The organism is Bacillus sp. FJAT-28004 (genome assembly GCF_001280845.1).
Lineage (GTDB): Bacteria > Bacillota > Bacilli > Paenibacillales > Paenibacillaceae > Pristimantibacillus.
In genome coordinates this window covers 109198-131090 of record NZ_LGHP01000002.1, presented here as the reverse complement: position 1 = coordinate 131090, position 21893 = coordinate 109198, and the positions used below count along the sequence as shown (strand labels likewise).

The 21893-nt window shown below is 46.9% G+C and carries 20 protein-coding genes; 2 read left to right on the top strand and 18 right to left on the bottom strand.

What is annotated here, in order from left to right:
* Positions 1–79 precede the first annotated feature (79 nt).
* Positions 80–811, top strand: a complete 732-nt coding sequence (locus AC787_RS22945; protein WP_054027305.1) for an alpha/beta fold hydrolase — start codon at positions 80–82, stop codon at positions 809–811.
* Positions 812–981: 170 nt separating this feature from the next.
* On the opposite strand, the gene AC787_RS22940 is transcribed toward AC787_RS22945, so the two are convergent.
* Together AC787_RS22940 and AC787_RS22935 are read right to left on the bottom strand one after the other, a co-directional pair.
* Complete coding sequence (locus AC787_RS22940) at positions 982–2238, bottom strand: MFS transporter (protein ID WP_082361065.1); 1257 nt, start codon at positions 2236–2238, stop codon at positions 982–984.
* 466 nt (positions 2239–2704) lie between these two features.
* Positions 2705–5059: a glycosyl hydrolase family 18 protein gene (locus AC787_RS22935; protein ID WP_054027303.1), complete on the bottom strand. Its 2355-nt coding sequence runs from the start codon at positions 5057–5059 to the stop codon at positions 2705–2707.
* Between the two features lie 722 nt (positions 5060–5781).
* Here AC787_RS22935 and AC787_RS22930 point away from each other — a divergent pair.
* Positions 5782–6396 carry a PolC-type DNA polymerase III gene (locus AC787_RS22930; protein WP_054028155.1) on the top strand — a complete coding sequence of 205 codons (615 nt, stop codon included), beginning with the start codon at positions 5782–5784 and terminating at the stop codon, positions 6394–6396.
* Here the strand turns inward: AC787_RS22930 and AC787_RS22925 are convergent.
* The 16 genes from AC787_RS22925 to AC787_RS22850 form a co-directional block, all read right to left on the bottom strand.
* A complete protein-coding gene (locus tag AC787_RS22925) occupies positions 6393–7889 on the bottom strand; it encodes an alpha-glucosidase/alpha-galactosidase (RefSeq protein WP_054027302.1) in 1497 nt (498 codons plus the stop codon). The genes AC787_RS22930 and AC787_RS22925 overlap by 4 nt on opposite strands.
* Positions 7890–8034: 145 nt before the next feature.
* Positions 8035–8934: an AraC family transcriptional regulator gene (locus AC787_RS22920; protein WP_054027301.1), complete on the bottom strand. Its 900-nt coding sequence runs from the start codon at positions 8932–8934 to the stop codon at positions 8035–8037.
* Positions 8935–8967: 33 nt separating this feature from the next.
* The gene (locus AC787_RS22915) at positions 8968–9690 is read right to left on the bottom strand and encodes a nucleoside phosphorylase (RefSeq protein WP_054027300.1); all 723 of its coding nucleotides are present in this window, start codon (positions 9688–9690) and stop codon (positions 8968–8970) included.
* Positions 9691–9694: 4 nt separating this feature from the next.
* Positions 9695–10369 (bottom strand): sulfite oxidase-like oxidoreductase, encoded by a 675-nt coding sequence (locus AC787_RS22910; RefSeq protein WP_054027299.1) that lies wholly within the window; start codon positions 10367–10369, stop codon positions 9695–9697.
* Positions 10370–10431: 62 nt separating this feature from the next.
* The gene (locus tag AC787_RS22905) at positions 10432–11355 is read right to left on the bottom strand and encodes an ABC transporter permease (protein WP_054027298.1); all 924 of its coding nucleotides are present in this window, start codon (positions 11353–11355) and stop codon (positions 10432–10434) included.
* A 1-nt stretch (position 11356) separates the two neighbouring features.
* Entirely contained in the window at positions 11357–12406 is a 1050-nt protein-coding gene (locus tag AC787_RS22900) for an ABC transporter permease (RefSeq protein WP_054027297.1), read from the bottom strand.
* The gene (locus tag AC787_RS22895) at positions 12399–13898 is read right to left on the bottom strand and encodes an ABC transporter ATP-binding protein (RefSeq protein WP_054027296.1); all 1500 of its coding nucleotides are present in this window, start codon (positions 13896–13898) and stop codon (positions 12399–12401) included. The genes AC787_RS22900 and AC787_RS22895 overlap by 8 nt, the downstream gene beginning before the upstream one ends.
* Before the next feature lie 116 nt (positions 13899–14014).
* The gene (locus AC787_RS22890; RefSeq protein ID WP_054027295.1) at positions 14015–15052 is read right to left on the bottom strand and encodes a BMP family lipoprotein; all 1038 of its coding nucleotides are present in this window, start codon (positions 15050–15052) and stop codon (positions 14015–14017) included.
* Positions 15053–15197: 145 nt separating this feature from the next.
* Positions 15198–15641 (bottom strand): MarR family winged helix-turn-helix transcriptional regulator, encoded by a 444-nt coding sequence (locus tag AC787_RS22885; RefSeq protein ID WP_054027294.1) that lies wholly within the window; start codon positions 15639–15641, stop codon positions 15198–15200.
* A 203-nt stretch (positions 15642–15844) separates the two neighbouring features.
* Positions 15845–16738: an urease accessory protein UreD gene (locus AC787_RS22880; RefSeq protein WP_082361054.1), complete on the bottom strand. Its 894-nt coding sequence runs from the start codon at positions 16736–16738 to the stop codon at positions 15845–15847.
* A complete protein-coding gene (gene ureG, locus AC787_RS22875) occupies positions 16738–17466 on the bottom strand; it encodes an urease accessory protein UreG (protein WP_054027293.1) in 729 nt (242 codons plus the stop codon). The genes AC787_RS22880 and ureG overlap by 1 nt, the downstream gene beginning before the upstream one ends.
* Positions 17467–17491: 25 nt before the next feature.
* Complete coding sequence (locus AC787_RS22870; RefSeq protein ID WP_054027292.1) at positions 17492–18184, bottom strand: urease accessory protein UreF; 693 nt, start codon at positions 18182–18184, stop codon at positions 17492–17494.
* A gap of 41 nt (positions 18185–18225) precedes the next feature.
* Complete coding sequence (ureC, locus tag AC787_RS22865; protein ID WP_054027291.1) at positions 18226–19941, bottom strand: urease subunit alpha; 1716 nt, start codon at positions 19939–19941, stop codon at positions 18226–18228.
* Positions 19938–20306, bottom strand: coding sequence for an urease subunit beta (gene ureB / locus AC787_RS22860; protein ID WP_054027290.1), 369 nt, complete (start codon positions 20304–20306; stop codon positions 19938–19940). Before ureB ends, ureC begins: the two co-directional genes overlap by 4 nt.
* A gap of 88 nt (positions 20307–20394) precedes the next feature.
* The gene (locus AC787_RS22855) at positions 20395–20700 is read right to left on the bottom strand and encodes an urease subunit gamma (protein WP_054027289.1); all 306 of its coding nucleotides are present in this window, start codon (positions 20698–20700) and stop codon (positions 20395–20397) included.
* Positions 20701–20917: 217 nt separating this feature from the next.
* Positions 20918–21886 (bottom strand): D-alanyl-D-alanine carboxypeptidase family protein, encoded by a 969-nt coding sequence (locus AC787_RS22850; RefSeq protein ID WP_082361053.1) that lies wholly within the window; start codon positions 21884–21886, stop codon positions 20918–20920.
* Between the last annotated feature and the right edge of the window lie 7 nt (positions 21887–21893).

Below are 21893 nucleotides of genomic sequence, written 5' to 3'. Positions count from 1 at the left end.
AGACAATATTTGTCTTGTTTGAATGATACGATTATTTTGTAATCTTAATCTAATTCATGATTTGTGGAGGTAATTGTAGATGAACAAACAAGTAAACGCGCAAGAGAAGATCGGTTTCGTATTTATTAACGGAGCAGGTTTGGAAAAAACGATTTGGCACCAATTAGTATCCGACCTCCGGCATCCTTATCTGCTAATTGATTTTCCTCATAGGAAGGGTAGTGATGCCTTGAGGAAGGAGCTTTCTTTGGCGGATTATGTGAATCATATGAAAAGTCAGATCGAAGGGTGGGCTATTCAGAGGTTTGTTATTGTAGCACATTCATTAGGCGGAGCACTTGCGTTTAAACTTGCTTCCGAGCTGCAAGGGCGGGTAGTCGGCTTTGTCGCTATTGGAGCCATCATCCCGAAGAACGGCGGTTCATTCTTATCCACTCTCCCTTTCCCAAAAAGACTCCTGATGTCCATGATACTTCAAAAAACGGGGACAAAGCCCCCTAAATCTGCCATCCTAGCAGGGTTATGCAATGATCTATCGCCAGAGCAGTCCTCCCGAATAGTAGAAGGATTTGTACCCGAGTCGATACGCGTATATACCGATCGGATCGAAGCTGCTGCTCCAGCAGTGCTTAAGTTATATGTGAAGCTGACGAAGGATAAGGAGCTCAGTCCTTCCTTGCAAAATAAAATGATCCTTCATTTCAAACCGCATTCGGTACAAAGTCTTGCAACAGGACATTTACCGATGCTGAGCGATCCACTCGGCGTTAAGCTCTTATTGCAAAACTTCATTGAGCAAGTAGAATTATAGTTTCTCATTTTGCCGATCCCGAAATTCTTTCGGGCCTACGCCATAATATTTTCAGTTTGATTGTTTAAATATTCTCAGGTCATGTCATGCATGCGCAGCAAAAAGCCTCAACCTTGTCATACCACGGTCGAGGCTCAACTTCCAAGACGATAATGATTAAGCGCATTTCGTTAATTTTGCTCTGAGCTTTGCTTCTCTTTTATAAGCCATACCGATATGTATTGCAAAACCGCCATAGCAAACAGCACAATCGGCATCCATATGGATTGCAGGTCTTTTGCAAGGATAATGAGCAAGCAAATGGAGAGTACTCTTCCCGTATTTAAGAAAAGCTCCCGCATGACAACGGATTCTACACGCAGCTGGCCTTTAAGGGGCAATGTCCCGATTAAGCGATAGTAGTAGGAAGTAAGTGTATTGACTGCAAGCGGATTGCATATTGAGAACAAAATCATAAATAAGGCAACCGACCAAAACTCAACTTGAATGAGCAGCAGCGAGGAACCGATAGCAACCCCTGTAGTAGAAAGCAGCACATATTTGCGCACTTGCTCCTTCTGTGCTTTTCTTGAAATGACATATCCCGTCGCGACAGTAAGTGATGAGAAGAAAACACCCATATAACCTACCCAATCCTCACGGCCAACCGTCTGATAAAGCATAATGTTTGGCAGGAAGAGCATAATCCCCTGAAAAAGTCCAAGAACGAAGAAGCTGTATAGTGCCTTTAGCCAGCGACGATTCTTGTGCATGACCAGCCCCATAAATTTTAAATAATAGGCTTTGTGATGTGACTTGATCATAGGAATCCGGAAGCTGACGATCGCAGCAATAAGGAACATAATAAATGCAAGCATAAAAATAAAAACGTAGCCCTGCAGCCCATCACTTCGCTGAATAATGAACCCCGCAAGTGCTGGTCCCGCTAACCCAGATGCATTAAATACAATCATATTAATCGCTAGAAAACGTATTCGGTTCGCTTCCGTTGAAACATCATATTGAATAACTAAATAACCAGTCCAATAAAGACCCGCGGCGACCCCATTAAAAATGGCAAACCATATGTAATACTGAGCCACATGTTCTTGTGCGATGACGACCATTAAATAGAAAATGGCAATCATTACGATACCAAGCCGATAAGTCACCATACGATCACGTCGTTTAGCAATCCAGCCACCCAGTGCAAAAGCAGGTGGTGTCACCACAAAAACAATGATGTTGTACATTCCGTTTACTGTTAAATCCTGCGTCAACCGCCACAAATATAAATTGAGAAACAACCCTGACATTGATGCGCCAAACTGAAAGCAGCAATGAATGATTAAAGCCGTTATTGCTTCCTTGCTAAGTCTGCTCTCTGGTGCAAGCGGCGTACTTTTCATTAGATTCAATTTACTCCAAAATCTTGACCCCGTCCGCATTTGCAGCTTCCCCCGTTGCTTCTCAACTGAAAAACGCTTTCTTTTTTATATAGTTTATCACATGGCTATCCTATACCCTCGACTCAAGAAAGTGCTCTCTCCTTCAAAATAGCCGCTATCCTTCCATATGGAGCAATCAAGTAACCGTATTCATTGTTTATGTCCTTTGTTCGCATGATTAGACTTGCCGACCCGACTTGAAAATGGTAGACATAGCGGTTAAACGGATTTTATCCGGCAAATATTTGCAAGTGTTGCAATTGCATGCTAATAGGTTTACTTCCCCTTGGCTCATACGCGCCTCCTCCCCCGACTCAAACATCAATCATCCTAACAAAAAACGCCTCCAACCCCACTGTCAATGTGGTTTTGGAAGCGTTTATATCCTTCATTCGAGACTCACCTATTTACTGTAACGAATACGAGATAGCACTAGCTTCTCTTTCGTTACCCAGCTTCTAATCGACTAAGCTTGTGCTTGCCATAGTGACAGCACATTAGCTGGCTCCCAGCCAACTATCGCTTTATGGGGCTGCAAGCATTTATAAGTCACGCCGTTGTAGCTAACCAAATCTCCGGTATTATAGGAAACGCCTGCGCTCCAAGCTGCTGCGCCAGTGCCGTTACCGCCTCCGCTGCTTGCAGCCAGTGTCACTGATACTTGTGAGCTCGCTGCCGAGCGGTTGCCGGCTGCGTCTTTTGCTTTTACAGTGAAGTTATATGTCGTTCCTGCCGTTAAGCCGCTTATTACAACAGATGCTGTAATAGATTGTGCGATTATTGTCGATCCATTAAACACTTCATATCCCGTCACATCGGTATTATCTAAAGATGCGCTCCAGCTTAACGATACGGTCGAGGACGTTTGTCCCGTCACTGTTAATCCAGCAGGCGCGCTTGGAGCTGTCGTATCCACTGGCTCAGGCGAGGTCGTCCCGCCTCCGCCACTGCCGCAAGGTCCGATTACTTTCCAAACGCCCCATGCGCCAGATTGATCAGGACGATCGCCTTGCGTCCACCATTTTGCCTCGTATACAGTTCCGTTATATTTCACTTGTTGACCACCGCTATAAGCGGTAGCTGCCGCCCACTCTACAGCAGGGCAGGTACCAGAAGGTGCTGCTTCTGTCGTTACCGACAATGCCGCACTTGCTGCCGACAAATTGCCTGCCGCATCCTTTGCTTTAATAGTAAACGAATATGTCGTTTCAGCGTTCAATTCGCTAATTGTTGCGGTTGTACCTGCAACTGTTGTTGCGAGTGCCGTTCCGTTATAAACCTGATAACCGGTCACGCCTTTATTGTCTGTAGATGCCGACCAGCTCAGGGTAACACTAGAAGCTGTTTTTGCATTCGAAGTAAAATTAGCAGGAGTGGAAGGAGCTGTCGTGTCCGCAGGATCAGTTGGATTTCCTCCGCCAGGCGTTCCTCCGTTATTTAAATCACCTGCAAGCTTATCCAACAGCTTATTGCCGCTGCAGCTATAGTTGCCGCTTACTCGGCAATCCGAGGAAAGCTCCCAGAACATGCCGCCCGCTAATCCTTTTGTTTTCAAATAGTCGATTTTGTAGCCAAACGATTCATAGTCATCATAGCTGATAAAAACTTTGGAAGCAGCATTGTATAAATAAGGCACCTTCGCAACATCGTTCCAATAACGAACAAATCCGTTTTTGTTAATATATTGCGCAGCCAAATCACCGTAGTCGAATACGCCAGCCTCCCATGTTCCTGCAGGTGGCGTGCTTGCACAAGCTTGATATTGGCCGTCACCGTTAGGTCCAGCTGCGCAGCCGCTCCAGCCGCGTCCGTAGAACGGAACACCTAGCACGAGCTTATTTGCTGGGACGCCCGCATCAAGATGACCTTGCACACCTTTTGCAACATTAAAAGTGTCAGCGTTTGGTATGCCAGCTTGCACAGCTGCGGAATCTGTATATAAAGGTGCATTATGCGCGCTTTTTGTGCTCCAACCTCCGTTGAAATCATAAGTCATGATGTTGATCCAATCAACTGTGGCTGCAATTTGTGCCAGCTCCGTATTGTTCGCGTATGAAGGTGATGCACCCGAAGCGATCGTAAGCTCATACGTCTTGCCGTCTACGATTTCAGCCGTATCCAGTTCCTTGCGTACCTCCTGCAGGAGCAGCGTATAGTTATGTTTATCTTCAGGTCTTGCGCTATTGCCAGCCAAACCTCCGCTTACCGGATACTCCCAATCAAGATCAACGCCGTCGAATTGATAATGGCGAATAAAGTCGACAGCGGACTTAGCGAAAACGGAACGTGTCGCGGAGCTAGCTGCAACATCCGAGAACCGATTCGACCATGTCCAGCCGCCGATCGAAATCATCGTTCTTAGATGCGGATTCGCTTGCTTCAGCTTAATAAGCTGGCCAATATTGCCTTTTAGCGGCTTATCCCATGAATCTCCTGCAAAAGCCTTTTGAGCATCAATCCAAGGATCACCAAGCACAATAGTCCCGTTCGGAACATTAATGGCTCCAGCTTCATTTTGGCAAGCCCAAGTCGCACTGTTAGGGCCAGTTGGATCAGGATTTCCGTGAGAACCATTCCAACAAATATCCGCAAATGCATAATTGATATGAGTAAGTTTAGATGCATCGATATCCGTCACATTATAACCGCGCCCATAAGCGCCCCATGACGGATAATACCCGATTATTTTATACGAATTATTCGCCGCTCCCTGCGCTGCAGCAGCATGAGTCGACGCAGCAGGTACAAATAAACCAACCACAGATAGGAGCATGGCCATCAGCATCACAAGCGTGGGAGCTTTCATCTTCTTCTTCTTCATTCATCAATCTCTCCTCTCAAATTCAAAAAATATTCCTTTTCTATCGTTTTTTAGCTGCTTCCTCTTACAAAATCAAAGCTGCGAAAAGCAAATCACCTCCCGGAAAGAATTGGAAATGTATGCGCTTTCTAAATAGGCTACACTGATTATTTTGGGGGATGAATCACGTAGTTGAATAGGGATATTTTTCAACACTTTTGGGGGAAGTTTATGTTAAATTTTATATATTTAATAATTAAAACCGTATTTAAATACTTTTTTCTGTATTTATTTATAAGTATAAATAATAAATAATACATTTTATAAAAATAAATTAGATGAATTTGGTCATATTATGTCATTTGTTGAAATTACTATCGTTCGAATTAACTATCTTTTTACTTGTAATAACCACCTCTTTTTACCTAATCGCGAATAGACACCTCCCCTCTAATCACAAAATACAACCATTACAGTGAAAAGGGGGAACCGATCATGGCGAAGCAGCAAGGTCACGCAACCAAAAATACAACGACAAAAACTTCCGACAAAAAAGGCAACGCATCCGGCAATAACCACTAACCCGTAAACGGAATCTAACAAAGCAAAAACGACCCATTGCCGGCTTACTAAGCTCCGGCAATGGGTCGTTTCATGTTCACAATAGAAGGTTATTTATGTTTTTTGTCGAATTATTTCATAAGAGATGGCAACTTATTACTAGAAAAAGTGGTGAACCAACGATGACTAATCATTCTTATACGGTAATCGATTTTGAAACGAGCGGCCTTGATCCGAAGAAGGATCGTGTTATCGAGATGGCCGCAATCCGCTGCGTTAATGGCGAAATAGCTAGTGAATTCAGTACACTGGTACGTTACGACGGCAAGCTTTCCGCCAAAATAACAGAGCTGACTGGCATCACTGATGAGATGACTTCATACGGCATGGACGAGGACACCGCTTTTCGTATTTTAAACCGAATGTTAGGCGACAATGTTTTGATCGCTCACAACGCTGCTTTCGACCTTGGCTTCCTGCACCATTCCTTGCTTCGAATCGCTGGCAGATCGTTTACGAACAGCTTCATCGATACGCTCACGATTAGCAGGGCACGGCATGTTTATCCTCATACGCTGAAAGACATGTCGGATCGCTATGGCATTCCGCTAATCGGCGGACATCGTGCACTAAATGACGTTATTGCTTGTTGGGAAATTTTCCGCAAGATGGACGAAGAGCAGTCGGTAGAGAGTTACCTAAACACATTAGGCTACCTCAAGAAATTCGGACCACCTGCTTGGACACCCCCGGGGACTAGGCTTGAAGCAATGGAGCTCAAATACGCACCGCGTTAAACCCGTTCCTTCCCTTTATCCGATTCGCCTGCATTTTTATTAGCGGCATCTCGATCCTGCTGCATTTCCTCTACCGTCTTCACCTTCAGACGCGCTGCACCTTTATAATCACGCGTAGGAAGCAAAGGTCCTTCCGCTAGGCGCTTCTTGGCTGCTGCGATAGAATCCGTATACTGCGGCAGCCACTGCTCCTGCGCCACAAGCATCTCATCGACCATCTGCCAAATTTCCTTCGGATTGCAAACTGCCCCAACTAGCGGATCCATCATAAAAGCTTGTCTTAGCAGGTTGATGTCGCCATGAATGGCTGCTTCAACGGCAAGACGCTGTACAGAGATGCTTACATTGCATACCGCTGCGGCGCCCAGCGGCAGCTCGCCAACAGTAGGCATAGAGATACCGTTGCGATCAACATAGCCTGGAGCTTCAATGATGGCGTCGCTCGGCAGGTTCGCAATGACCCCTTTGTTTTCCACATTAAAGTGGCCTCGGTAGATTCGCCCCGTTTCCAGTCCTTCAATGATGTATGAGCCATGCTCATGGCTTCGCAGCTCTGTCTTGAATTCATTCGCCGGGTCCTTCATCCAGTTAGGGAAATCTGTCTCGAACCAATTGCGACCCTCTGTGCATACACGCAAATAACCGCCCGTTTCTCCGTTAATCCATGAGCTCATATCGATCCAATCAGTAATTTCCTCTGGCCGTTTGCGATACCAAGGCACATACTCGCTCAAATGCCCATTTGACTCCGTACTATAATAGCCGAAACGGCGCAGCATATCGATACGTACCTTCTCTGTGCGACTGAAGTCTGGATGCTTCTCGAATGCTTCGAGCAGCTTGCCTGTCAAATCCTCGCCGTTATGCTTAATTTGGATATACCATGTCTGGTGGTTGATACCCGCGCAAATGATATCTACTTCCTCGGGTTTCAGTCCAAAAGCCTCGGATATTTGCCAGTGTCCCCCTTGCACGCCATGGCATAGACCAATCGTCCGCACTCCGCCGTACTTATTGCATGCCCAAGTCATCATCGCCATCGGATTTGCATAGTTGAGCAGAAGCACATCTTTCGCACAAACTTCGCGAATATCACGACAAATGTTCATCATCTCAGCGATGCCTCGCTGACCGTACATAATGCCGCCAGCACAAAGCGTATCGCCAACGCATTGGTCAACACCGTATTTGAGAGGAATATCTACATCGGTTGCAAAAGCCTCAAGGCCTCCGACGCGAATTGTACAAATTACGTACTTTGCATCCTTCAAAGCCTCGCGCCGATCCGTTGTAGATTGAATAGAAATCGACAGGCCGTTCTCATCTATATCACGCTGACAAAGGGCTGTAACCATCTCAAGATTATGCGCATTAATATCCGTAAATGCGACTTCAATGTTTTGAAACTCCTGTACAGCAAGCAAATCCCGCAGCAGTCCGCGAGTAAATCCGATCGAGCCCGCGCCTATAAATGCAATTTTAAAAGTAGACATGCCAATCAGCCTCCAGTTATCGTCTGAATAGAGTTCGTTGATCTCCTCTACATTTTATCAACGATAATAAGGAAGCGTTATCAATATTGTGACCAAAGTCGCTCAGAGTGTCAGAAATCGTCACTTTATACTACTCTCTGTTTTGCTAGCGGATGTCCCATATTTGAGTTTCAACCGAATGACGGTAAGCGATAGGCGTCTGATTCGTATATTTTTTGAACATCGCATGAAAATATTGCCTGCTTCCGACTCCAACATAATCACAAATATCCGCTATAGCAATATCCGTCTCACGGAGCAGCATTTTCGCTTTCTCCATCCGAAGTTCGGTTAAATACCCTGTTAACGTCTGACCAAGCTGCGCGCGGAATACACGGTGCAAATACCCTGGATGCAAGCTTACAGCCGCGGCAATATCCTTTACTTGAATATCTCTATCATAGTTATGATGCATATATTCAATCGATTGCTTCACATAAACTTCGATCGGATTAGCGCCCTTTACGCCAGCTTCCTTATGAAGCCTTGCAATCGCCAAGATCAACTGCGCAAACAACAGCTCCGCCTTCATATTGATGCTTCTGCCTCGTCCGTCCAGCTCAAGCACGAGGCTTTTGAGCACCTGATAGACTTCACTCGGGTCACGCAATAACAAATAAGAGGACGGCTCTGTGATCAATCTGTCCACAAATTCATCCTCCAAAGCAAGCTGCCGTATAGAGGGGAACGCCGACGGACGCTCCCTAAAATCAAATTCAACATTAAGCATCCGGCAGGGCCCACGCTCGTCCACGGTAAGTCGATGCGGCACATTCGCATCAAGAATAATAAAATCACCCTTCTTGAGCGTCATTTCACATGCTTGCCTTGTTGTTGCTGCTTCCAGCTCGATACCGCAAGCTCCTGAGATGACATACATAATTTCGATTGCATCATGCGTGTGAAAGGTCATCGCGTAATCAGACCACTGCTTAAAATAATAAGCGTACACATGCGGATAAAAATCTCCATTCAGCCACTCTCGTTTAAACAACGTTCCACTCACGTGAAGCCCTCCTTTACTTAACGACAAGTATGGTTACACGGATGCAAGCTTAGTTACGGCAAGAAGCGCCGTTTCAATCTCACGTTCAATCGCTTTCGCTACAACATCTGTATGCGGATCATATTCGCCCGCCAAATCAGAATCCGCATAGCCGTCCAGCGCCAGAATCGCTCCCGCACGCGCGCCGCGCAGCGTTGCGATGACGAACAATGCCGCAATCTCCATCTCAACGGCTAGTGCGCCTGCTTGCTTGTACTGGCGATGCGGAATGTCAACAACACCTGAGAAAAAGACATCAAGCGTTACTGTTATGCCTTTCTTAACAATGCCTTCGCTCTCAAGCGCAGACGCATACAACGCTTCTGTAACCGCGCTGTCAGCGACAGCTGGGAATCCAGCCGGCACAAGCTGATGCGTGAGCCCTTCAGCTCTAACTGCCGCTGTGCTGACGATTAGGCTTCCTGCAGGGTGATCCGCTGAGTAAGAACCCGCCGTACCGACACGAATAAGCGTCTTAACACCTCCGCGGATAAGCTCCTCAAAACATACCGCTGCTCCTGGTGAACCTACGCCGTGGCTTACTACGGCTAGTCTTACGCCTTTATATTCACCTACAAATGTCCGATACTCGCGAGCGAACGCAAGCTCTTTTACATTGGTTAGTTTCTGTGAAATCGTCTCCGCGCGCCGCGGATCACCGCATACGATGGCGTAAGCCGGCAAATCTTCTGGGTTAACTTGTAGTATAGGCAGCATCTGATTAATCAAACTCCTTCGTTATCCATTCGTCTTCCGGCATCGAGTTCTCTTCGCTCGTGAAGCGTTGTTCCTTAAATGGATCGGCATAGTTGTGGAAGCCATTGCGCTCCCAGAAGCCTTCGCGATCCTCTTTCATAAACTCAATACCCGTAATCCACTTCGCGCTTTTCCAAAAATACAAATGAGGGACGAGCATCCGCATCGGCCAGCCATGCTTATCCGTCAACGGCTCACCGGCAAATCGATGGGCAAGCAGTACGTTATCGTGCATTAAATCCTCAAGCGGCACATTCGTGTCATAGTCCTCATCCGCGTGAATCATTACATATTTCGCTTCTGGCTTTACGCCGAGCAGAGGGAGCAGATCCTTAAACTTAATGCCTTCCCATTCCGTATCAAGCTTCGACCAGCGTGTTACGCAATGAATGTCACACATCGTTTTCGTTTGAGGCAAAGCAAGCAGTTGTTCGAAGCTGAACGTACGCTCCTCCTCTACCTCGCCGAACACGCGCAGCGACCAGCTATTAATGTCATACGAAGGAACCTCTCCCTCATGCAAAATCGGAAAACGCTCTGTCATCGTTTGACCAGGCGGAATCCGATGGGCCAGCTCAGGAGCAAGCACCGCCTGCTTAATGCTAGTCACTTTTTTAAGACGTTCTGCTTTTTTATGCATGTCGTTTACCTCCAAGTTCCATTCCCTGCAGATTCATCAGTTGACAATAAGCCATCTCGGTTCTAACGGGAGCTCTCATTCGACTTGCGAGCTTCCTGCATATAACCTTTATCTTTAAAGAACAACATAGCGAGTATCGTAACAATATAAGGCAGCATCATCGTAAAATGAGTCGGCAGAGCAAAACCCTGCAGCCTGATGCTGAGTGCATCCATAAATCCGAACAACAAGCTTGAAGCCGCAACACCGATTGGATTCGATTGACCAAGCATCGTTGCAACCAGAGCAATGAAACCTCTACCGGAAGTCATGCCCTCTGTAAACATGGTGACATTGCCAAGCGACAGCTGCGCGCCTGCAAGTCCGCAAAGCGCACCGCATAGCAGCACTGCTCCATACTGAATGCGAGTTACCTTAATGCCTAAGCTTTTGGCGGCAGTCGGATTCTCTCCAGCTGCTAGCAAGCGAAAGCCAGTAACCGTCTTGAACAAAAACAGCTGCAGCACAATAACGAGTATGATGGACAAGTAGACGAGCGGGGAATGCCCGGATAAAACCTCGCCCAGCCATGGAATATCTTTTAGCACCGGAATATCCCATTTGGGCAGCCCAATCATATCCTTATTGTAGTATGCGCCTTTTACATTAAAGATCGCGCGCAGCGAGAATGTCGTGAGTCCAAGCGCTAGAAAGTTAAGCGCAATACCGACAACGATGACATTAGCCTTCAAATGGATACTCATAAAACCAAACAAAACTGAAAATAGGAGCGAGCACATGACCGCAAACAATACGGCTGCGAATACATTTCCCGTAAAGTGATTGCCCACAATCCCAGAGAATGCTCCGATCAACACTAAGCCTTCAAGGCCTACGTTGAACAATCCGACCCGGGCACATATCGCGCCGCCGAGTGCCGCAAGCAGAATAGGTGTAACCATACGAAGCGTCGAGGCATACAGCGAGACATCTAATAAAAAATCCATACTATGACCTCGCCTTCTTGCGTTTAATGAACGAATAAGTAAATTTAGCTGAGACGAACAAAATGAGCACCGCTTGAATGATGCTGGACACCTCTAGCGGAACATCCGTATTACGCTCCATTCCCATTCCACCGGTCTGCAGTGCAGCAAGCAAAATAGCGGCAACTGCCGTACCGAGCGGGTGGGATCCGGCAAGAAGTGTTGCCATGATACCCGACCAAGCATAACCTGGAGAGGTCAAAGCACCGTCTAAATAGCGGTACTGTGTTCCAAGAACCTCTACGGAGCCCGCTAATCCGGCAAATCCTCCACTAACGAACATACTTATAAGCATCATTTTTCCACGTTGCACACCGCCATAACTTGCAAACAGCGGGTTGCCGCCAAGCATTCTGATTTCGTAGCCCTTAACCGTGTATCGCATGAACAAGAACAGCAATATCGCTCCGACCACAGCAATGATAAATCCGCCATGAAGGCTCATTCCTTTAAACAGCTTCGGCAGCCATACACTTTGATCAAGCATAACCGTTTGGGCCATTGCAGCAGAGCCTGTACGATCCTTCAGCGGATACGATACCATATACCCTGCAAATAAAGTCGCAATATAATTAAGCAATAATGTTGTGATAAGTAGGTTCATTCGAAATCTTGCATCGAGCCAGCCTGCAAAAGCCGACCATATTCCCCCGGAAATAATTCCAGCTATAATAGCGGCAATCAGCTTAAACCAACCTGGTCCCGGCAAATAGATTGCCGTAACAGCAGCGCTTAGTGCGCCTAATACCATCTGACCTTCCGATCCCATATTAAAAAATCCAGCTCGGAAAGCCAGCGCCACCCCTAGTCCAATAAGAATAATAGGCGTAGCTCTACTTAGCGTATTCGTAAAAAAATAAAAGCTGCCGAAGGCGCCCTTCCACATTTCCGCGTATGTCTCCATTACGGAGCCTCCGACGATAACAATGGCAATCGCACCCGCTGCTAAACCAATAATAACAGCCAAAAGCGGCTGTAACAGCGAACGTCCGAATTGTACCAGCTTATCCAACCGCTTTTCCTCCCGCCATTAACAAACTAATTTGCTCTTCTGTAGCTTTGTCAGCATCCAGCTCGCCTACGATCTTACCTTCATACATGACCAATACCCGATCCGAAAGCTTCAATATTTCAGTCAACTCCGATGAAACCAACAATATTGCTCCGCCTTCATCCCGCTTCTTAAGCAGCTCTCCATGTATAATTTCCATAGCGCCGACGTCAACGCCTCGCGTTGGCTCCGCAGCAATAAGAAACGGTGTCTTCTGCGCAAGCTCCCGTGCAACAATGAGCTTCTGAAGATTTCCCCCAGATAAATACTGAGCTTTCGTAGATAAAGAGCCTGTTTTTATCCCAAAGCGCGTAACCCACTCGCCAACCATCTGCCGAATGCTCGATCCATTCAAAACACCATATTTCTGATGCTTAACAGCATGTCCCATCAAGCCATTCTCGGTAACGGTTGCGTCCTTTGCAACCCCCCATTGGTAACGGTCCTCTGGAATATGAGCGAGTCCGCTATCACGAATAACGCCAACCGGCGCGCCTGTCACATCTTTACCGAGCAGCTTAATCGTACCGCTCTCCGGTTTCATTAATCCTGATATCGCTTGTAAAAGCTCCGACTGACCGTTGCCCGATATGCCGGCGATCCCAACAATTTCACCTTCATTGACATGAAGGCTAATAGCGCTCAGCAGCGGCTTCGTTTTGACCCCAGGAATAGAAACATTGGATACCTCAAGAACAGGCTTGCCTTTGCTCGCCTCATTGCGTGATATATGTACTAAATCCCGGCCTACCATGAGCCGTGACAGATGTTCTGCACTCGTATCTTTCGCGTCGACTGTTCCCGTAACCTTTCCATCGCGAAGTACGGTAACGCGATCAGCGACTTCCATAATTTCCTGCAGCTTATGACTAATAAGAATAAAGCTTTTGCCTTGCGCAGCTAATCCTTTAATAGCAATAAGCAGCTCCTTCACTTCGAGCGGCGTTAAGACGCCTGTTGGTTCATCCAAAATAATGACTTCTGCGCCCTGATAGAGCACCTTCAATATTTCAACGCGCTGCTGCATGCCGAGTGAACAATCTGCAACCTTTTTCCTAGGATCTACTGGCATACCATAAAGCTTGCCTAGTCTCTCCACCTCCGCGGCAGCAGCCTTGCGGTCAAAGCCTACCGCTTTGGAGGGCTCACGTCCAATGACTATATTTTCAGCTATCGTAAACGTCGGGAATAACATGAAATGCTGATGAACCATTCCAATCTTATGCTTAATCGCATCAGCAGGATTCCCGAACGAAACCGGCTTGCCATCAATTCGAATTTCACCGCTTGTCGGACTTTCCATCCCGTACAGAATACGCATTAACGTCGTTTTCCCTGCACCGTTTTCACCTACTAAAGCATGAATTTCCCCTTTTTGCAGCGAAAACTGAACATTGCTATTCGCGGTTACGCTCCCATATGACTTCGTAATGCTGTCCATTTGCAGCAACATACAAAAGCTCTCCCCTTTCAATCCCGATATAAACAAAAAAACCGCTCCCTCGATTACGGAGGAAGCTTCTATGCAACAAGCAAACCGGCTGCATGGGTAGCAGCCGGCATGTTATTCTATTGAGCTAGCGGATTAACTACTACGATTTTACCAGATTTAATGTCTTCAGCGATAGCTTTTACTTTATCGACATTTTCTTGGCCAATGAACGGGCTAAGCGTCGACTTGCTATCTCTTGTTACGAATGTTAAGCCTACGCCGTCTTCTTTCAAACCGTAGTCTGCGACGCCGAATGCGAAGTTGCCTTCTACAAAACTTTTCACTGTTTCATAAGCTACGGCATCCGTACCTTTCAATTGTGAAAGCACGATATGTTCTGGATCTTCATCGGTACGATCTGTATCTTGACCGGAAGTGAAGAAGCCTTTTTCTTTCGCTGCATCAAAAACACCGTTGTCGCCAACTGCTGCCATACCTGCGATAAAGTCAGCGCCTTTGGACTGTTGAAGCAAAGCAAGCTCTTTACCTTTAACAGGATCAGTGAAGCTGCCTACATAGTTGATAAGGAATTGTGCATCTGGGTTTGTGCTCTTCAAGCCTTGTTCGAAACCTGAAGTATATTTGCTAAGCAGTGGAGCGTCCATTGCAACGACTGCACCCACAATATTTGTTTTAGTTGCAAGACCTGCAAGTGCTCCCATCAAATAGGAAGCTTCATGCTCACGGAAGTTAACGCTGCGAACGTTTGGAAGGTCAACGACAGTATCGATAACCGCGAAAGACTTGTCCGGATTTTCAGCAGCCACTTTCTTAAGTGCATCTTCTGCTTGGAATGTTGCAGTTATGATCAAGTCATAATCTTCAGCTACCGTTGCACGAAGATTTTGTTCAAAACCCGCTGGGTCAGTGGACTCAATTGTTTTCACTTCAGCGCCAAATTCGGATCCTGCTTTTTTGAAGCCTTCATCCATCAATACAAAAAACTTGTTAACGCCAATTTTTTCGGGCAATACAAGAGCGATTTTTTTCTTCTCCGCTTTGTCGCCTGCACCGTTATTCGCTGCGTTTCCTGGTTCATTTTTGTTGGATCCGCAAGCTGCAACAATCGCAACCATTAGAAACAACGATACCGCCAAAGCAAAAACCTTTTTCATCGTAATCTCCCCTAAACAATTGAATGTTTTAATTCCTTTTAATCCTAGTTGTTTTATCGGATTTTGTCAATCTTTTTCGATTCGACAAATTTCTAGTTTATTCTACACTAAATTCATCCATAATAATAATGAAATATGCAATTAGTCACGAATTTGTAACATCCGACTCCATATTTCTACTCATTTGCTCGAATAGCTGAACACCTTGCTCCATATCTGCGATCGACATTCCATCGAACAGCTTAAGCATCAGCTTCGAGCGTATCGTCTCAATTAAATGGATAATTTCCATACCCTCTTCCGTAATGTCCAGCATTACGACACGCCGATCCTTCTCGCCGCGTTCGCGTTTCACATATCCAAGCTCAATCAAACGATCTGCAATTCCAGTAACTCCGCCACTTGTAATAAGCAGCTGCTCAGCCAAAGCTGATGCTTTCTGCGGTCCCGTTTTCCCCAAAATAATTAGCATTTTTCCATGAGTCATGCCTAAACCATGCACATTATAGGTGTGCCACTCGGTGTTTATTTGTCTTCTCACTTGTCGAAATGATTCGTCGAGCCGCCTCATTAATTCTTGCTTTTCCACATTTGAAGCTTCCAATTGATCACCAACCTATCTACTCTCTTTAATTCATCTTGTTGTTCACATTATACCTTCCCTTTCTTTGTTTAACTAACGTTCTTCATTAAATAAATATGAAACCTTTTCGTTTTAGCTCAAAAAAGGCCAACCGACGGTTGCAGGTTGACCTTTTTTTTCAACAAAACAAAAGAAGGGAGCTGCTTGCATTATCCTTGCAAAAATCGCAGCGGAGGCTTGCCAAGCAATCCCATACGCGCTGTCTGCCACAACTCTTGCATTAATTGCAGCAGCGGCCATGCCGCCGTCGAAGCAGCGGACACCGAAACCCCGTATCGATAGGTCATAGACGCTCCGGCAACCACTTTGTGAGCCTCAGGAGCTACGAAGCTATCCAGCTTCTCCTGAAGCTGCTCCAGATGAGTACTGTTGACACGATCGCTGAACATATAAAAAGTAGCCCAGTGGGTCATTTCGTCCCAGCTCCCTGGCGCGGAAATAGCTTGGCTTTCAGGTTCAATTCGCTGCCGCTGTGAGAAGATAAGCTCTTCACCATAATGAACGGTTAGTGAATTGCTGTATGAGCGATAGTCGAAGCGTTCGCCACGTAGCGTACGACCAGGACAAAGCACATCGGCTTGCAGCCAAGCAGACCCTGTTTGCAGTCGAACGTTCGTTTCGTTTCGAAACGCAGCTCCCTTATAAAGCATGATCGGCTCCGGCATATGCTCAACGACTGCATTATTCTCAAGCGCGAACGACTGCTGCATCGAGGAGTCTCTGCTCGGCAAGCTAGGATGTACCTTCGTATACGATTGGTTCGTAATCATGACATGAGAGTCCTGCTCGGAAGTCCATTCCAGCTCATACCTATCGCCGCTGAGCAGTCCTGGTGACACATCCATTACGATCACGCCCAGCTGACCATCCAGCGGAAAAGCTTTGGCAATCTTAATGGGGGCGGTGTGATATTTATTACCGATTAATGTTTGGCCGAGGCGACTTGCGAACGTTGCGCGCAGAACGGATGTCCTGACCTCTGGCACTCCATTTCCCTCGCCCCGAATCACTGCTGCCTCCGCACTGCTTGGTTCTTGCTTCATTAGGATGCTGTATGTCGCTTATCATCTGGTATGCTCGTTAACTGGATCACATGCGAGTGTTCCGTTCCGCGCGCATGAGCCACCTCATGTGTAAGCCAGTTCACAATCTCATCCACGCCATCTCCGCCGAACAAATTAGAAAATACGAAAGGACGCTCTCCGCGCATTTTGATCGTGTCCGCCTCCATAACTTCGAGGCTCGCGCCAACATACGGCGCAAGATCGATTTTGTTAATAACAAGCAGGTCCGAACGCATAATGCCAGGTCCGCCTTTGCGTGGAATTTTCTCGCCTTGGGCGACATCAATAATATAAATAAACCGATCGACAAGCTCAGGACTGAACGCCGCAGCTAGATTATCTCCGCCACTCTCGATGAAGATCAGGTCCAAATGGTCAAAACGCCGCTCCAACTCCTCGATAGCTTCAAAATTCATCGAAGCATCCTCACGAATAGCTGTATGCGGGCACCCTCCAGTCTCAACACCGATTATACGTTCTTCAGGCAGCACGCCCGTATTGAACAATATACGAGCATCTTCCTTCGTATAAATATCGTTCGTAATAACAGCAAGGCTGTACTTAGTATGAAGTTCACGCGTCAAACGTTCTACAAGCGCTGTTTTCCCTGAGCCTACCGGCCCTCCAATTCCGATTCGAATCGGTCTCGAGTTATCTATTGACGGGCTTTCCCATTCCTGATGCGTATGTCCTTGTCCTTGGCACATTTTTCATTCCTCCATTTATTTATAATTAAGACATGAATAATCGCGAATATAACCGTTCGTGGCGCATCATCGCCATCTCTGCCATCGGCATATTGGAATATGCTTCTTCTGGTTCCATCGTTCGTGTTATTTCCAAAGCCTCCGCTGTAAGAGGGGTCAGCCTTGCGATCAACGATTGTCCCTCCGTCTGTCCCATCGACATAAGTCGTAGAGCACTGTTGACGCAGGTTACGATGCAAGTATACAAATATCCTTGTATTGCTTTCTCCTCCGGAACGCCGAGTATCCAGCAGGCATAGCCGTGTGCAAGCGGATGGGATGCAAAACAGTTCCCCGCCTTCATCGCCTCCATCAGAGGCGACCAATCCAGCTGTGGATGTATAGCTGCAGCAAGCTGAAGCAGCCTCCGGCCCATTTTCTCGACACCGCCGCGTGTTTCTGATGCGACTCTTTGCAAATGGACCAGCCGTTCAATTGACCAAAGCTTCTTCCAATCTCCTTGCGGCGCATCCCTATATACAGCCTTGATCACCATCGCATCCGAGCTTGCCCAGCTTTGCAGAAGCATAGCCGAAGCATAATCATAGAGCTGTCCTGATCGATTCATTCTGCCATCTTGAACCATGGTCTCCAAACCGAACGAATGCGAGAAGCCACCGATCGGCAGCGCCGAATCAAGAAGCTGCTGCATAGCCAGCCATTTAATATCATCATTCATACAGGATTGCCCCTCCTATCCTTCGAGGCCGCAGCGCTCACCTAAAACAAGAAATAACGCTGCGCCATTGGCAGCACCTCTGCTGGCTCACAGGTCACATGCTCGCCATCTACCAGAACATGGTACGTCTCTGCGTCCACCTCTAGCTTAGGGGTTGCATCATTATGGATCATATCCTTCTTCGTTACGCTGCGGCAGCCCCTTACAGGTTCAATGCGTTTCTGTAGACCGAGCTCCTTCGCTACCCCCAGGTCATACGCTGCCTGAGATACAAACGTTATCGAGCTGCTGAACACCAGCTTTCCGAAGGAGGCGAACATCGGACGGCCAAACACAGGCTGGGGTGTCGGAATCGAAGCGTTTGGATCGCCCATTTGTGCAAAAGCGATGCTCCCGCCCTTCAAAACAAGATCGGGTTTGACGCCAAAAAACATCGGATTCCAAATCACAAGATCAGCGAATTTGCCAGCTTCGAGCGAACCTACCAGATGAGAAACGCCATGCGTTATCGCTGGATTAATCGTATATTTAGCAATGTAGCGCTTAATGCGAAAGTTATCATGCTGTTCATTGTCCGATAACAACGGTCCGCGTTGCTTCTTCATTTTGTCAGCTGTCTGCCATGTCCGAATAATGACCTCGCCGACACGCCCCATCGCCTGTGAATCTGAGCTAATCATGCTGAATACGCCCATATCATGCAAAATATCCTCCGCCGCAATCGTCTCCGGTCTAATTCGAGAATCGGCGAATGCGACGTCCTCAGGTATGCTGCTGTCCAAATGATGACAAACCATCAGCATATCCAAATGCTCCTCAATCGTATTAATCGTAAAAGGCCGCGTAGGATTCGTTGAGGAAGGCAGCACGTTCATCTCGCCAGCCGCGATGATAATGTCTGGCGCATGACCGCCTCCTGCGCCTTCGGTATGATAGGTATGAATCGTTCTCCCGCCTATTGCCGCCAAAGTATCCTCAACGAAACCTGCCTCATTCAGCGTATCGCTATGGATGGCAACCTGAATGTCATATTGATCTGCTGCTTGCAGGCAGGCATCGATTGCTGCTGGTGTCGTACCCCAATCCTCATGCAGCTTTAATCCGATCGCTCCCGCTTCGATTTGCTCAATGAGCGGAGCGGTGAATGAAGCATTTCCTTTACCTGTAAAGCCGATATTCATCGGAAAATGCTCAGCCGCCTCCAGCATACGCCGCATATGCCACGCACCTGGTGTGACCGTCGTTGCGTTTGTTCCTGTTGCCGGCCCTGTTCCACCGCCGATCATCGTCGTAACACCTGAGGAGAGCGCTGTCTCGATTTGCTGCGGACAAATGAAATGAATATGTGAATCGATAGCTCCCGCTGTTACGATCTTGCCCTCACCTGCAATGACCTCGGTGCTTGCCCCAACGATCATATTCGGATTCACGCCGTCCATAATGTCTGGATTTCCCGCTTTGCCAATGCCAACGATAAAACCATCTTTAATGCCAATATCAGCTTTCACGATTCCTGAATGATCGATAATAACTGCATTTGTAATCAACGTATCCAGCACGCCCTCATCACGTAGCGCACCGCTAGACTGCCCCATGCCATCGCGTATGACCTTGCCGCCACCAAACTTGCATTCATCGCCATACACCGTATAATCGTGTTCAATCTGTGCCCAAAGCTCTGTATCTGCCAGCCGAATGGCATCTCCCTTTGTAGGGCCGAACATGGCCGCGTAGCTTCGTCGATCCATCTTCGTCATGTACCTTCGCCCTCCCAAGCCTCAAGTCTCTCGCGAACAGCATCAGGCAGCACGCCATTCACCGCTTTTCCTTGGCTTAGACCATTAAGTCCATAAGCAAGCTTCGAACCACCCAGCTCTACGATTGTAATGGGCTTCTCCTCACCTGGCTCGAAACGAACCGCAGTCCCTGCTGCAATGTGCAGGCGCATCCCGAAAGCTGTCTCGCGATCAAACTTCAATGCACGATTCACTTCAAAAAAATGAAAATGCGAGCCAACCTGAACCGGTCTATCACCCGTATTTACTACAATGATCTGCTTCGTTAAACGTCCGGCATTTAATTCAATTTCACCTTCAGCCGTGCGAAATTGTCCAGGTATCATGGGCCATTCACTCCTTTCCCTATGAAGCTAATCCGTCACATTCCACTTTCTATATCAAATTTACAAATGCCAATATCCATCCATAAACTTATCCTGTTATCGGGTCATGAATGGTAACGAGCTTCGTTCCGTCAGGGAAAGTCGCTTCTACCTGAACCTCGTGAATCATTTGCGGGATGCCGATCATGACTTGATCAGATTTCAAAATTTTTGTTCCAAATTCCATTAACTGTGCGACCGTCATTCCATCACGTGCGCCTTCCATGATTTCAGAGGTGATTAACGCTATGCTTTCAGGATAATTAAGCTTCAAGCCCCGGTTCATTCGACGTCTCGCCAAATCCGCAGCGATCGTAATGAGCAGCTTTTCTTTTTCTCGTTCGGTCAATTGCATGTACTCACCTCTTTTTCCGTAATAGTTTCATTATAAACAGCAAATAATGGATAGTAAATCTTTCCGCGTCAGATTTTATGACATAAAAACAAAAAATCTAGAAAAAGCGACTTGCGCTTCTCCTAGACTTAACACGACATTTACACAACTATTTAGATGAGATTACTCGACTACTTTCAACTTTATTCGAGAGAGTACGACTTTCCTTCTGCCGAAATCATCCTATTTTTAAACCAAGTTTACTTTGAACATGACCCATTACACTCTCCAAGCCATTCAATTTGAAGCCATATTGAAACAGCTTTCCTGTTTCCGCAAATCGCTGCTCAGGCGTCTTTGCTCCCATAATGACGGATACAAGGCGTCTACCATCCTTCTTTGCTGTGCCTGTAAAGCAATAACCTGCCTGTACGGTATAACCTGTTTTCAGTCCATCGTTGCCGGGAAAAGCATAAGGCATGCCGCTTAGCATCAAGTTTGTCGATTTCAATCTTTGCGAGGTGCTTGCAAGCTTCATGCTGCTTTGGCTGGACACATCTAATACCTCGGGATATTTCTTCAACACATAAGCTGCAAGCGATGCTGTATCCTTAGCTGTCATCATAGTATCCCTAGTCGATGAAGCGGCTGCGAATGGGATTAGATCCTCATAGCTGAGCCCCGTTGCATTCGCAAAAACAGTTTCGCTGGATAAACCCAGCTTAGCTGCCCGAGCGTTCATTAATTGAACAAATGCAGCCTCACTGCCGCTAACATGCTCCGCAAGCGCTACAGCCGCATCATTCGCGGAATGAATCGCCATCGCTTCAAAAAGCTCTCTCACCGTATAAGTCTGTCCCGCCTCGAAGCCGATCTGCGAGCCCGGCACCTCAGCAGCATAAGAGCTCGTTATGACTTGATCTTTCCAATTGAGCTGCCCCTCGTTTGTCAGATCTAATAGGATAAGCTCCGTCATCAGCTTGGACATGCTTGCAGGCGGCAGCGCCTCATTCGCATTTTTTTCGTAAAGCACTTCCCCCGTGCCGAGATCTATTAAAATAGCCGAACTTGAATCGAGCTGCAAATCAGATTTAGAAGGGCTCCCTTTTAATGAAATAACATAAAAGATACAAACCATCACTCCAATTGCTGTTAGGAGCCATAGGACTATGCCTCCACGTTTTCTTCCGTACGTTTCTTGCTGCATAAAAAAC

Excerpts from the sequence above, each read along its gene's own strand:
- AC787_RS22945 (WP_054027305.1), top strand. The coding sequence starts at position 80 with ATGAACAAACAAGTAAACGCGCAAGAGAAGATCGGTTTCGTATTTATT.
- AC787_RS22940 (WP_082361065.1), bottom strand. The coding sequence starts at position 2,238 with ATGCGGACGGGGTCAAGATTTTGGAGTAAATTGAATCTAATGAAAAGT.
- AC787_RS22935 (WP_054027303.1), bottom strand. The coding sequence starts at position 5,059 with ATGAAGAAGAAGAAGATGAAAGCTCCCACGCTTGTGATGCTGATGGCC.
- AC787_RS22930 (WP_054028155.1), top strand. The coding sequence starts at position 5,782 with ATGACTAATCATTCTTATACGGTAATCGATTTTGAAACGAGCGGCCTT.
- AC787_RS22925 (WP_054027302.1), bottom strand. The coding sequence starts at position 7,889 with ATGTCTACTTTTAAAATTGCATTTATAGGCGCGGGCTCGATCGGATTT.
- AC787_RS22915 (WP_054027300.1), bottom strand. The coding sequence starts at position 9,690 with ATGCTGCCTATACTACAAGTTAACCCAGAAGATTTGCCGGCTTACGCC.
- AC787_RS22910 (WP_054027299.1), bottom strand. The coding sequence starts at position 10,369 with ATGCATAAAAAAGCAGAACGTCTTAAAAAAGTGACTAGCATTAAGCAG.
- AC787_RS22905 (WP_054027298.1), bottom strand. The coding sequence starts at position 11,355 with ATGGATTTTTTATTAGATGTCTCGCTGTATGCCTCGACGCTTCGTATG.
- AC787_RS22895 (WP_054027296.1), bottom strand. The coding sequence starts at position 13,898 with ATGTTGCTGCAAATGGACAGCATTACGAAGTCATATGGGAGCGTAACC.
- AC787_RS22890 (WP_054027295.1), bottom strand. The coding sequence starts at position 15,052 with ATGAAAAAGGTTTTTGCTTTGGCGGTATCGTTGTTTCTAATGGTTGCG.
- AC787_RS22880 (WP_082361054.1), bottom strand. The coding sequence starts at position 16,738 with ATGAAGCAAGAACCAAGCAGTGCGGAGGCAGCAGTGATTCGGGGCGAG.
- ureG (WP_054027293.1), bottom strand. The coding sequence starts at position 17,466 with ATGTGCCAAGGACAAGGACATACGCATCAGGAATGGGAAAGCCCGTCA.
- AC787_RS22870 (WP_054027292.1), bottom strand. The coding sequence starts at position 18,184 with ATGAATGATGATATTAAATGGCTGGCTATGCAGCAGCTTCTTGATTCG.
- ureC (WP_054027291.1), bottom strand. The coding sequence starts at position 19,941 with ATGACGAAGATGGATCGACGAAGCTACGCGGCCATGTTCGGCCCTACA.
- ureB (WP_054027290.1), bottom strand. The coding sequence starts at position 20,306 with ATGATACCTGGACAATTTCGCACGGCTGAAGGTGAAATTGAATTAAAT.
- AC787_RS22855 (WP_054027289.1), bottom strand. The coding sequence starts at position 20,700 with ATGCAATTGACCGAACGAGAAAAAGAAAAGCTGCTCATTACGATCGCT.
- AC787_RS22850 (WP_082361053.1), bottom strand. The coding sequence starts at position 21,886 with ATGCAGCAAGAAACGTACGGAAGAAAACGTGGAGGCATAGTCCTATGG.